General features: G+C 73.5%; 13 protein-coding genes. 3 read left to right on the top strand and 10 right to left on the bottom strand.

Features of this window, described 5'->3' with window-relative positions:
• Nucleotides 1-43 precede the first annotated feature (43 nt).
• The 4 genes from UW392_RS54080 to UW392_RS54065 all read right to left on the bottom strand — a co-directional run bounded on the left by UW392_RS54080 (nucleotide 44) and on the right by UW392_RS54065 (nucleotide 4,221).
• On the bottom strand, nucleotides 44-1,066 hold the full coding sequence (locus UW392_RS54080; protein ID WP_320782835.1) for an iron-siderophore ABC transporter substrate-binding protein: 1,023 nt from the start codon (nucleotides 1,064-1,066) through the stop codon (nucleotides 44-46).
• Nucleotides 1,067-1,098: 32 nt separating this feature from the next.
• On the bottom strand, nucleotides 1,099-1,926 hold the full coding sequence (locus tag UW392_RS54075) for an ABC transporter ATP-binding protein (RefSeq protein WP_320782836.1): 828 nt from the start codon (nucleotides 1,924-1,926) through the stop codon (nucleotides 1,099-1,101).
• A 79-nt stretch (nucleotides 1,927-2,005) separates the two neighbouring features.
• The gene (locus UW392_RS54070; protein ID WP_320782834.1) at nucleotides 2,006-3,124 is read right to left on the bottom strand and encodes a FecCD family ABC transporter permease; all 1,119 of its coding nucleotides are present in this window, start codon (nucleotides 3,122-3,124) and stop codon (nucleotides 2,006-2,008) included.
• Nucleotides 3,121-4,221, bottom strand: coding sequence for an iron ABC transporter permease (locus UW392_RS54065; RefSeq protein ID WP_320782833.1), 1,101 nt, complete (start codon nucleotides 4,219-4,221; stop codon nucleotides 3,121-3,123). The genes UW392_RS54070 and UW392_RS54065 overlap by 4 nt, the downstream gene beginning before the upstream one ends.
• Before the next feature lie 248 nt (nucleotides 4,222-4,469).
• Between UW392_RS54065 and UW392_RS54060 the strand changes: the two genes are divergently transcribed.
• The gene (locus UW392_RS54060) at nucleotides 4,470-5,033 is read left to right on the top strand and encodes an MSMEG_1061 family FMN-dependent PPOX-type flavoprotein (RefSeq protein ID WP_320782832.1); all 564 of its coding nucleotides are present in this window, start codon (nucleotides 4,470-4,472) and stop codon (nucleotides 5,031-5,033) included.
• Between the two features lie 82 nt (nucleotides 5,034-5,115).
• Here the strand turns inward: UW392_RS54060 and UW392_RS54055 are convergent, their stop codons facing one another.
• A complete protein-coding gene (locus tag UW392_RS54055) occupies nucleotides 5,116-5,652 on the bottom strand; it encodes a hypothetical protein (RefSeq protein ID WP_320782831.1) in 537 nt (178 codons plus the stop codon).
• Nucleotides 5,653-5,664: 12 nt separating this feature from the next.
• Complete coding sequence (locus tag UW392_RS54050; RefSeq protein ID WP_320782830.1) at nucleotides 5,665-5,925, bottom strand: hypothetical protein; 261 nt, start codon at nucleotides 5,923-5,925, stop codon at nucleotides 5,665-5,667.
• A gap of 216 nt (nucleotides 5,926-6,141) precedes the next feature.
• Between UW392_RS54050 and UW392_RS54045 the strand changes: the two genes are divergently transcribed.
• Both UW392_RS54045 and UW392_RS54040 read left to right on the top strand, forming a co-directional pair.
• Nucleotides 6,142-6,366 carry a DUF2945 domain-containing protein gene (locus tag UW392_RS54045; RefSeq protein ID WP_320782829.1) on the top strand — a complete coding sequence of 75 codons (225 nt, stop codon included), beginning with the start codon at nucleotides 6,142-6,144 and terminating at the stop codon, nucleotides 6,364-6,366.
• Entirely contained in the window at nucleotides 6,363-6,722 is a 360-nt protein-coding gene (locus UW392_RS54040) for a DUF3140 domain-containing protein (RefSeq protein ID WP_320782828.1), read from the top strand. The genes UW392_RS54045 and UW392_RS54040 overlap by 4 nt, the downstream gene beginning before the upstream one ends.
• A 36-nt stretch (nucleotides 6,723-6,758) precedes the next feature.
• Here UW392_RS54040 and UW392_RS54035 read toward each other — a convergent pair whose 3' ends face one another.
• The 4 genes from UW392_RS54035 to UW392_RS54020 all read right to left on the bottom strand — a co-directional run.
• Entirely contained in the window at nucleotides 6,759-7,127 is a 369-nt protein-coding gene (locus UW392_RS54035) for an STAS domain-containing protein (protein ID WP_320782827.1), read from the bottom strand.
• On the bottom strand, nucleotides 7,124-8,200 hold the full coding sequence (locus UW392_RS54030; protein WP_320782826.1) for a B12-binding domain-containing protein: 1,077 nt from the start codon (nucleotides 8,198-8,200) through the stop codon (nucleotides 7,124-7,126). The genes UW392_RS54035 and UW392_RS54030 overlap by 4 nt, the downstream gene beginning before the upstream one ends.
• A complete protein-coding gene (locus UW392_RS54025) occupies nucleotides 8,200-9,918 on the bottom strand; it encodes a SpoIIE family protein phosphatase (protein ID WP_414497566.1) in 1,719 nt (572 codons plus the stop codon). The genes UW392_RS54030 and UW392_RS54025 overlap by 1 nt, the downstream gene beginning before the upstream one ends.
• Nucleotides 9,919-10,108: 190 nt before the next feature.
• Nucleotides 10,109-11,065, bottom strand: a 957-nt coding sequence (locus UW392_RS54020; RefSeq protein WP_320782824.1) for a DUF5914 domain-containing protein, incomplete at its 5' end; no start/stop codon positions are given.

Genomic DNA, 11,065 nt, shown 5'->3' with positions numbered 1-11,065 from the left:
GGGCCCGGCCGGTGCACCGGCCGGGCCCCCTCGTGTCAGGCGCCTACTTGAGCGCGTCGGCGAACATCGGCACGACCTTGTCGAGCGCGTAGCCGATGGACAGCACGGAGTTGGTGGCGAACGCCTGGGCGACGTCGGCGTCGTCGAAGACGATGTCGTGCCCGTCCTTAACGGCCGGCAGCGACTTGTACAGCGAGTCGTTGCTGATCTTCGCGGCCTCGATGCCGATCGGCGCCATCACGACCAGGTCCGCGTCGAGCATCTCGAGGTTCTCCTCCGACACCGACACGGAGAAGTCCTTGCCGGCCTCGGCCTCGACCTTCGGGTTGTTCTCGAACCCGAGCCGCTCCACGAAGTCGACCCGGTCCGTGCCGCTGACGTAGGCGCCCCAGCCGGCCGAGGTGCGCGACCCCACCGTGATGGTCCTGCCCTCGAACTCCGGGTGCTCCTCGGTCGCGGCCGTGAACTTCTCCTCGACGTCGGCGAGGAGTTCCTCGCCCTCGTCGGCGCGGCCGAGGGCCTGGGCGACCATGGTGGTCTGCGTCTTCCAGCCGGTCTTGTACTGGTCGCCGCCCTCGGGAACCCCGATGGTCGGCGCGATCTTGCTCAGCGTGTCGTACCGCGTCTGGTCGCCGCTGGACTTGACGTCGAGGATGAGGTCGGGCTTGAGGGCCGCGATCTTCTCGTACTCGGGCTCCAGGGTGCCGATCGTCTGGGGGCTCTCCTTGTACAGGTCCTTCGCCCACGGGCCCACGCCGTCGCCGCCGAAGGCCAGCCAGTCGCTCTGGCCGACCGGCTGCACGCCGAGGGCCAGGGCCGTCTCGGCGTCGCCCCAGCCGAGGGCGACGACGCGCTTGGGCTCGGACTCGACGGTGACGGTGCCGAACTTCGTCTCGACCTTCGCGGGGAAGGCCCCGGACGCCGAGGACGATGCCGAGGCGTCGGCGGCGTCGGCCGAGTCGTCCGAGGAACCGCAGGCCGCGAGGGCACCGAGAAGGGCGACCGCGAGGGTGCCGGTCGCCAGGCGCCGCACACCGCGACGGGCGGGGGAGGAGTGCGCGATCATGTTCGTTCTTTCTGTGGGTGCCGAGGGGGAGCTCACCGGGGAGTCCCCTCGGCGAGCGGAGCGCCGGCGTGGTGCCGGCCGAGGGGAACGACCATCGGGGTGCCGGACGCCGGGTCCGGGATCACCGTCGAACGCAGTCCGAACACCTCGTGCACCAGCGCTTCGGTGACGACGTCGGAGGGCGGGCCCTCGGCGACGATGCGTCCCGCTTTCATGGCGATCAGGTGGTCGGCGTAGCGGCAGGCCAGGTTGAGGTCGTGCAGGACCACGGCGAGCGTGACGCCGCGGTCCCGGTTGAGGTCGGTCAGCAGGTCCAGGACGTCCAGCTGATGGCTGATGTCGAGGTAGGTGGTGGGCTCGTCCAGCAGGAGGATGTCCGTCTCCTGGGCCAGCGCCATCGCGATCCACACGCGCTGGCGCTGGCCGCCGGAGAGCTCGTCCACGGACCGGTCGGCGAGTTCCAGCACGTCGGTGGCGAGCATGGCCGCGGCGACGGCCTCGCTGTCGGCGGCCGTCCAGCGGCGGAACCAGCCCTGGTGCGGGTAGCGGCCGCGGCCGACGAGGTCGGAGACGGTGATGGCGTCGGGCGCCAGAGGCGTCTGCGGCAGCACGCCGAGGGTCGCGGCCACCTGCTTGGTGGACGTCGTGTTGATGTCCTCGCCGTCCAGCAGGACCTTCCCCGCCGTCGGGGCCAGCAGCCGCGCCAGGGCGCGCAGCAGCGTCGACTTGCCGCAGGCGTTGGGGCCGACGATCACGGTGAAGCGCCCGGGCGGCAGATCGACGTCGAGACCGGAGATGATCTCGCGCTCCCCGTAACCGAGACCGAGGTCGCGGGTCTGGAGGGTGTGCTGGGACGTCACCGTCGTCTCCTTGTCGGGCTCGGCGCTCGGGGCCGGCGTGTGCGTCGGGGCGGGGCCGGGGGCGGTGGGCTCGGTCACGTCAGCCGCCCTTGCCGACGCGGTTGGCGCGGGAGAGCAGCCACAGCAGGTAGGGCGCCCCGATGATGCTGGTGACCACGCCCACGGGGAGCTGGGTGCCGGGCAGCAGGTGCTGGGCGGCGAAGTCGGCGAGGCAGACGAGTGCCGCGCCGGTCAGGGCGGAGGGCACCAGGGCCGCGCCGTGCCCGGGCAGCAGCCGGCGTGCGATCGGCGCGCTGACGAAGGCGACGAAGCCGATGGGGCCGGCGGCCGCCGTCGCCACCCCGACGAGGGCGGTGGCGCAGGCCAGCAGGGCGAGCCGGTTGCGCTCGACCCGGGCGCCGAGCCCGCCGGCCGCCTCGTCGCCGAGCTGGAGCGCCCCGAGGCCGCGGGAGGCGGCCAGGGTGAGCGGCACCAGGACGGCCACACAGCCGAGCAGGGGCCAGAAGTGGTCCCAGGAACGGCCGTTGAGGCTGCCGGTCAGCCACAGGAACGCGTTCTGCGCCTCGGTGACCTCCGCCCGGGTCATCAGGTACGAGCGCAGGCTCATCAGCCCGGTGCCCACGCCGATGCCGATGAGCACGAACCGGCCGCCGCTCACCCCGCCCCGCCAGGCCAGCGCGTAGATCAGGGTGCCGGCCACCAGCGCGCCCGCCAGGGCCCCGCCGGACAGCGCGAGACCGCTGAGGCCGAACACCATCGAGGACAGCACGGCGGCGGCACTGGCCCCGGAGCTGACGCCGATGACGTCGGGGCTGGCCAGGGGGTTGCGCAGGAGCGACTGGAAGACGGCGCCCGACAGGCCGAAGCAGCAGCCGATGACGAGTGCCAGCAGCGCCCGGGGCAGCCGCAGTTCGTGGATGACGAACTGGCTGCCCGGGTCGCCGCCCCCGGTGAGGACGGCGAGCACGTCCGCCACGGGGACGTCGATGTCGCCGATCGTGAGGGACAGGACCAGGGAGGCCAGCGCGACGACGGCCAGGGCCAGACAGACGGCGGTGAACCGGATGCGGCGGCCGCGGTGCAGCCGGTCGACGCGGGCGGCGGCCTCCGCGACGGCGGCGGTGCGGGCGGCCGTGTGCCCGGCCGCGCCGGTGCTCCCGGCGGGGGGCGCGGTAGCCGGGGTTCCGGTCCGGGTCACAGTCCCACCTGCCCACGCCGGCGGACCAGCCAGATGAACGGCACGCATCCCACGGCCGCGGTGACGACGCCGACCTGGACCTCGCCCGGAGGGGCGATCACCCGGCCGACGACGTCCGCGACCAGCAGGAGGACGGGGGCGAGCAGGGCGCTGTAGGGCAGCAGCCAGCGGTGGTCGGGGCCGGTGAGCAGCCGGGCCACGTGCGGCACCGCGAGGCCGACGAAGCCGATGGGCCCGGCGACCGCGGTCGCCGCACCGCAGAGCAGGACGACGCTCGCGGCGCCCAGCAGCCGGGCCACGCCGACCCGCTGGCCGAGGCCCCGGGCGACGTCGTCGCCGAGGGCCAGGCCGTTGAGCCGGGACCCCATGGACAGGGCCAGGACGGCGCCGACGACGATGAAGGGCAGCGCCTGGAGGAGGACGTCGACGTCCCGGCCGTTCAGGGAGCCGACCTGCCAGAACCGGAACTGGTCGTAGGTGAGGCTGTCGGTCAGCAGCATGGCGTCGGTGAGGGAGATCAGCAGCGCGGTGGCGGCGGACCCGGCGAGGGCGAGCTTGATCGGCGTCGCGCCCTCGCGGCCGAAGCTGGCCACCCCGTAGACGAGCACGGACGCAAGGCAGGCGCCGAGGAAGCCGAACCAGATGTACTGCGAGGGCTCGGTCAGCGACAGCACGCTCATCGCGAAGACGACGGCGACGGACGCACCCGAGTTGACGCCGAGCAGGGTCGGGTCGGCGAGGGGGTTGCGCGTGACGCCCTGCATCACGGCGCCGGCCAGACCGAGCGCCACTCCGGCCAGCAGACCGGCGAGCGTGCGGGGTATCCGCACCTCCTGGACGACGAGCTGCCCCCGTACGGTGAGGTCGGGGTGGAACAGGCCGGCCCACACGTCGTGCGGGGAGACGCTGCCGGACCCGACGACGAGACTGAGGGCGACCGCGCCCAGCAGGAGCACGGCGAGGAGCACCAGTCCCGCCGTCAGCGCCGCGGCGTTGTGCCGCCGCCGCGTTCCGGGGCTCCCGCCGGCGGGCACGTCACGGACGGCCGGGGAGGGCGGGGAGGACGGGGAGCCCGAAGGGGCCTTCGCCGGGGTCATGAGACACCGACGCCGCTCGGCGTGCCGAGCGGAGGGGGCGGGGGGCCACAGCGCATGGTTCGTTCCTCATCGCCCGTGGACGCGCAGCACGGCGTCCCGGAGCGACCGCATCCGGTGATTTAGGTAAGGCGAACCTAACACCAGATATTGTGTATTGCGCAATCAACGGGGCGGCCGGTAAACCGTCATATGCGGGGAAGAACGGGGGCGCGCGGGGCGCGCTCCGCAGCACGGCACAGGGAGTTGGCTTGCCTCACACGATCGATGCGACTGCGAACCGGAGCGGGGGCGCTCTCGCGGCGGGCTTCGTGGAACTCGGCTCGGCCGACGAGCTGCGCGAACTCCTCGGGCAGCCCCACCCCATCGTGATCGACAAGGTGCACGCCGAGCTCACCGAGGACGACCGGGGGATGCTGGCCCGCTCGCCCTTCTACGCCCTGGCCACCTCCGACCGGTACGGCAACTGCGACGTCTCGCCGCGGGGCGACGCCGCGGGGTTCACCCACATCCTCGACTCCCGCACGATCGCCCTGCCGGACCGCCCGGGCAACCGGCGCGGCGACAGCTTCCACAACATCCTCGAGAACCCGCGCGCCGGCCTGCTCTATCTGATTCCCGGCGGCAAAGAGGTGCTACGGGTCAACGGCCGCGCCCGCATCCTGACCGACGCGCCGTTCTTCGACGACATGGCGGTGGCGGGGCGCCGCCCGCTGCTCGCCCTGCTCCTGGAGATCGACGAGATCTACCTCCACTGCCCGGCGTCCCTGCGGCGCTCGGGGCTGTGGGACCCGGAGTCCTGGGCGAAGGGCTGAGGAGCCGGAGGGCCGACGGGCCGACGCGTACGGGGACCTGCCGCCCGGCGGCCGGTCCCCGTACGTACGCGCCGCCGACCGGTCAGACCGGCCGGCCGGCGGTCCTCGCGCTGTCGTCCAGGGCCTCGCGCATGCGGTGCATCCGCTGGATCTGGAGCCTGCCGTGGAGGACCAGCCAGGCGATGAAGGCCACGCCCAGCAGGGTCAGGCCGACCGTCTGGCGCAGGCCGAACGTGAACGCGGTCAAGGTCACCACGCCACCCCAGAGCGCGGTCATCCCGGCGAGGGCGAGCCTCCGGTGGCGGGTGCGGTGCAGCCGCTGTCCGACCAGCTCCCGCATGGCCTCGCGCTCCGTCGGCCCGGCGGGCACCTCGCCCTTGCGCAGCTGTGCGTCCAGGGAGACGAGCCGGCCCGTCGTACCGCCGGCCGCCCGCTTCTCCTTGCCTCGTACGGCGAGGATGACGCCCACGGCGCCGACGGACATGACGGCCGTGCGCACGATGGTCGACGCCACCGACGGACCCGGATAGATGATCGTTATCACGGCACTGGCCAGCAGGATCGACAGGATCATCTGCAGCCAGAGCCGCTCGGCCAGGAATCTGTTGACCTTCCCCATCGAAGCCGCCCCTCAGCGTGTCCGGGACCCGCGCCGGGCCGCGGTCACGCGCAGGGCCACGACCACGGTCAGCAGCACGTAGGCCACGGCGGCGTACGCCCACGCGGTGGCGCCGCGCACCACCCCGACCGTGCTCCAGACCGACCAGATCAGCAGGACCGCGATCAGGGCGGCCCAGGCGATGTCGGTGATCCGGGCACGCAGCTGCGCCCGCTGCCGGGTGCCGGGCTCGAGATCGCCCAGTTCGGACGCCTGTGTGGTCTCCTGGTGCATCGCGCGTTCCTTTCCGTTCCGGTAGGTGCGGGGAGACTCCTCGTGTATCCCGTGAGACATCCCGCATGCGGGCAACTGCCCCGCCATATACGGATGTTGATATTCCGGAGACGTGCCTCCATGCCGCGCCCGCCCCGTCCCGCGCCCGCTCGGGATGCGCCATCCGTGCCCGCACCCGACGCTGGAACGGAGGGGTCGACGGAGAAAGGGGCCACGATGACGTCGGACAAGAAGCTCAGCAAGGGGGACAAGGTCTCCTGGAAGAGCCACGGGCAGGAGGTCGGCGGCAAGGTCGAGAAGAAGATCACCGAGCGCACGGAGGCCGCGGGGCGGACGGTGGACGCCTCGTCGGAGGACCCGCAGTACGAGGTGCGCAGCGACAAGACGGGGAAGGACGCCGTGCACAAGCCCGGGGCCCTGCGCAAGAAGGGCAAGTCGTGACCAAGGGCAAGGGCAAGGGCGACGGTGACGGTGACGACCGGGACGGGACGATCGGCGAGTTCAACGACGCCGTGAACATGTCACCCGGCGAGCTGGAGAAGTGGCTCGAGACGGACGAGTCGAAGAGCGTCGGGCAGAGCAAGGGCGGCGGGGAGAGCGTCGGCCACGAGATGGGGCGGCGCATCGTCGCGCTCAAGCGCACCAAGAAGGGCGATCTGAGCGACGACGACGTGGCCCACATGAGCAAGGTGGTCGGCTACGTCCACCGGCACATGGCGCAGCGCCCCGACGGCGACGTCAAGGAGACGCCGTGGCGCTACAGCCTGATGAACTGGGGCCACGACCCGGTCAAGTAGGAGCCGCCGCGCGCACCGCGCCTTCCGCCGCGCGGATCAGCCGGTGCCCGCGTCGGTGACCTTGCCCTCCGCCTCGGCGGTGGCGGTGAAGTGGTCCAGGGTGCCGGTCAGGTCGAGCATGCGTTCGAGGAAGTCGGGCCGGTTGTCCAGCGCGAGCGAGACGCCGGTCGCGCTGGTGCGGCGGTGCACCATGAGCAGCGTCGAAAGCCCCAGGGAGTCGATCCAGGTCAGCCGCCGGAAGTCGAGCCGGAGGCGCTCCAGGGCCGTGCCCGGGGTGAGGTGGTCGTCGACCGTGGTGAGGAGCTCGTCGCTGGTCTCGTAGTCGAGATCACCGATGACCTCGATGGTCAGCACGTCCGGTGTGAGGGTGATGTCGAGGTCGAACTCGGGTGGCATCGTGGTCATGCGGTGATCTCTGGCTCGGGGGCGGGACGGACAGGGCGGGCGGCGAGGGCGGCGGTCCCGGCGCGGAGCAGCGCCGTGGCGCGCGGGAAGTCGTGGAGCTGGTCGGTGAGCAGCTCCAGCCCGATGAGCAGGGACCTCACGGGTACCCGCCGAGCCTCGAGTATCTCGGCGGTCCAGGTGATGAAGTCGGTGAACAGGTCGGCGTCGTCGACGTAGAGGGCGGTGCCGAGGAAGTCCACGATGTGGGCGAGGTCCTCGGCGGTGCGCTCGCGCTGGGCGTCGCTGTACCGGCGCAGCGCGGGGAAACGCTCCTCCATGTCCACCAGGGTCTGCTTGACCAGCAGCGGACGGGACTGCACGACCATCGTGTACTCCTGGTCGGCGAGGTGCGGCAGATCGTCCACGGCCTGCCGGGCGGCCGTCGGGTCCGGGGCGGGCAGGCCGGCCTCCAGGGCGGCCGCGGCGGACCGGGCGTCGGGCGCCCACCGGTCGGCGCCGAAGGCGCGGGCGTACCGGCCGTCCGGCCCGAAGGCCCTGCCCCCGACCATGACGGGGACACCGACGGCCTGGCAGGCGGTGATGGTCGCGTGGGCGGTCGGCAGCCGGGTCGGGATCGAGGAGGAGAGCAGGACCGCCTCCGGGTCCGTCCGGTGCAGATGGGCGATCAGATGGGGGCCGGGTGTCTGGGCGCCCAGGTAGTCCACCTGCCAGCCCCGCAGCTGCAGGACCTCCGCGACCAGCCGGGCCGGGAGGGCGTGCCAGTCGCCGTCCACGCAGGCCACGGTCACCCGGCCCCGGCTCGCCCGGGGGGGCCTGCGCGGGGTCAGCGTGGTGATGACGCGTTCGTTGACGGCGGTGGCCGCGTGCTCCTGCGCGACCGTGATCCGGTTGGCCGCCCACTCGGTGCCGACCTTCGCCTGCACCCGGCCGATCACGTCCAGCAGGAGCGTCTCCGTGTCCAGGCCGGCGTCGAACCCCTGGTGCAGGACATCGGCGGCGGTGTACGCGTCCCCGTCCAGGACGGCCTCCCACAGGCCGTCACGGAGACCGGCCGTGGCGTCGTCCGTATCCATCACTCGGCCCTCCCGCGCCGCTCGTGCATGCCGCCCGGGTCGCCCGGCAGCGCGGCCTCCCCGGGCTCCCCACCATGCACATGTCCGTTGACCACGGTCAACGGGCCGGTCCTCGGCGCGCTGATCGCGACCACCGCCATGTCGTCGTGGCGGCCCTGGCCCAGCCACTGCGCGGCCAGCATCTGCACGCGCTCCACGACCGCCTCCGCCGGCATGCCGGCGCAGTCCGCCAGGATGCGCATCAGGCGCTCGGTGCCGAACAGTTCGCCGCCCAGCGGCCCGCCGCGCGCCTCGGTGATGCCGTCGGTGTAGAGCAGGCAGGTCTCGCCCGGCGCGAGGACGGTCTCCTCGGTGCGGACCGACACGGTCGGCAGGGCGCCCACCAGCCTGCCCCCGGTCGTGCTCTCCTCCACCCGGCCGTCGGCGCGCACGATGAGCGGCGGGGGATGGCCGGCGCTGGTGAGGCGCAGCCGCACCCGGCCCGCCCGGCGCCGCGCGGAGGCCAGGACCAGCGTCGCGAACCGGGTGTGCCGGGACGTCAGCAGCGCCGTGTTGAGCAGGTTCAGCACGTGGTCGTGGTCGTGGGCGAGGGGCAGCAGGGCGTGCAGCGTGTTGCGGATCTTGCCGGTCAGCACGGCGGCGTCCAGGCCCTTGCCCGCCACGTCCCCGAGGACCACGAGCGACTCCCGCGAGGGGTCGGCGCCGGGGTGGACGTCGTAGAAGTCGCCGCCGATCCGCTCGCTGTCCTGGGCCGGCCGGTAGCTGCCCGCGTACTCGACGCCGTGCACGCCGTTCAGCGCCGGCGGCAGCAGTTCCTGCATCAGCGTCGCGGTGACGGTGGCCTGCTCGCTGTAGAGCCGGGCCGCGGACAGGGCGGCCCCGGCGCGGGCGGCGAACAGCCGGGCGAAGCCGTCCTCGCTCGCCGTGAAGGCCCGCTCCGTGTCGGCGCGCAGCAGGATCAGGGCGCCGGCGGGGACGCCGTGCCCGGGCAGCGGTGTGACGATGACGGAGCCGACCGAGCCCTCGAAGCCCGGGGGGACCGCCCACGGGGGGATCTCGTCGGGGTTGATCCACCGCGTCGGTACGGGCGGGAAGCCCTGCAGCGCCTCGGCGAGGCCGGGGACCGCCGCCGGGTCGACCGCGCGCGTGACCCGGCTGACGGAGCCGTCGGCCTGCGCGTACGTGAGCGGGAAGCGGCGGCCCTGGCCGGGGGTGATGAGGACGGCGGCGTCCGCCAGGTGGCGGGTGGCCAGGCGTGCGGTCACCTCCATGCAGCGCGGCACGTTCAGCGAGGACAGCAGCGTGCTGGAGACCTCGGAGAGGATCGCGGCCCGTTCCTGCTCGCTGCGCAGGGTCTCCTCGGCCAGGTGGCGCTCGGTCGCGTCGATCAGCCACCAGGCCACGTCCCCGTCCGCGCCCGGCCGCGGGTGGGCGTCGAAGTGGCGCGTGCCGATGGCGCCGGACAGCGGCCCCCGTCCGGTGGCGTCGAAGCCGCCGGCCACGAGCCGGTGCGCGTCCGTCAGCCACTGCGGCAGGCTCTCGAACGGCCCGTCACCGCCCGCGACCTCGGGCAGTGCCGTCCGCGCGGCGTCGTTGACCTCCACGATGCCGCCGTCCTGGTCCACGACCAGGACCGGGCAGGGGGCATCGCTCCACGGGGAGCCGATACCGGCGCCGGCACCGCGTGGGCCTGCGGGGGAACTCTGGGGAGAAACCACAAGAGGGGGTACGCGTGCCGCGTACCCCACCACCTCTCTGCGCCTGGAAAGTTGCCTGATGGCAACCGTCTCGCAGGTTGCCGACGGATGCAAGCCACCCCCGCACCCGCCCGGCCTTTCCGGACGGGTGCGGCAGCACCGCCCGAGCCGGTCCCGCGCGTCTGCGTTCCCGTGTCCCCCGCTCAGCCGTTCAACCGGGGAAACGCCCGGTCGAGCGCAGGTACCGGCGCCGCTCGGCGTAGGCGAGGTCGTCGCGCCACAGGCGGCCCGCCGCGGCGCGGACGAGGGGGCGCAGGGCGGGCGCCATCCTGCGGGCCGCGCGGAAACCGGGCCGGTCGGACGCGGCCACGACGGCCTCGACCACCGCGGTGCGGGGCCTGCCCCGGCCGTCCGTGCCGAGCGGCGTGGCGTGCGTCTCGACGACCGATCCGGTCCCCTCGCCCTCGGTGATCCGCATGACCACCGTACGGGGCTCGGGGGCGGTGAACACGGCCCGCACCGGGACGACCAGCCGGCCGGCGACCTTGAACGACACGTCGACGGTGAAGCCCTCGTCGGGCTCCGTGGACGGAGCGTCACCGGCGGGGGAGTCGACGACGGTGAGGTCGACGAAGGAGTAGGGGTGGAACCAGGCGCCGTGCCAGGGGTCGAGCCGGTTGGCCACCACGTCCTCGGGCTCGCAGGTACCGACACCGGTGTAGACCGCCGCCAGCGCGCGGGCCGGGTCGGGCCGCTCCGGGATCACCGGCGCCGGTGTCGGGGTCTCGCCCCCGGCCTCGTCCAGCCGGACCCAGACGAGCACACCGTCGTCGTGCGCGGGCAGCGGCTCCCAGCCCGCGAAGGGCCTGCCGTCGAGCGCCAGCCCGTGCCAGTGGCAGACCAGCGTGCCGCAGCGCACGGGGCTGTCGCGCAGCGGTGCGCCCAGGTGCGGGCAGGCGCCCGGCCCGGCGACGAGCCGCCCGTCGGCGTCGCGCCAGAGCACCAGCTCCCGGCCGGCCACGGTACGGCCCAGCGGCCGGCCGTCGCGTACGTCACGGCTGGCGCCGACGACGTACCAGTTGCCCGAGGGCCGTGCCTGCGCCTGCTTCAGCGCCTCGGCGATCAGGGCGGGCTTCGCGTCGCGCCAGGTCGGCCGCTGCCGCTCCCA

It is taken from the genome of Streptomyces sp. CRN 30 (genome assembly GCF_034105845.1).
The sequence above is the reverse complement of the archived record's forward strand: the minus strand, read 5'-3'. Positions and strand labels throughout refer to the sequence as shown.

Bases quoted from the DNA above. Each gene is read 5' to 3' on its own strand.
- UW392_RS54065 (WP_320782833.1), bottom strand. From the start codon at position 4,221: ATGACCCCGGCGAAGGCCCCTTCGGGCTCCCCGTCCTCCCCGCCCTCC.
- UW392_RS54055 (WP_320782831.1), bottom strand. From the start codon at position 5,652: ATGGGGAAGGTCAACAGATTCCTGGCCGAGCGGCTCTGGCTGCAGATG.
- UW392_RS54080 (WP_320782835.1), bottom strand. From the start codon at position 1,066: ATGATCGCGCACTCCTCCCCCGCCCGTCGCGGTGTGCGGCGCCTGGCG.
- UW392_RS54045 (WP_320782829.1), top strand. From the start codon at position 6,142: ATGACGTCGGACAAGAAGCTCAGCAAGGGGGACAAGGTCTCCTGGAAG.
- UW392_RS54050 (WP_320782830.1), bottom strand. From the start codon at position 5,925: ATGCACCAGGAGACCACACAGGCGTCCGAACTGGGCGATCTCGAGCCC.
- UW392_RS54035 (WP_320782827.1), bottom strand. From the start codon at position 7,127: ATGACCACGATGCCACCCGAGTTCGACCTCGACATCACCCTCACACCG.
- UW392_RS54030 (WP_320782826.1), bottom strand. From the start codon at position 8,200: ATGGATACGGACGACGCCACGGCCGGTCTCCGTGACGGCCTGTGGGAG.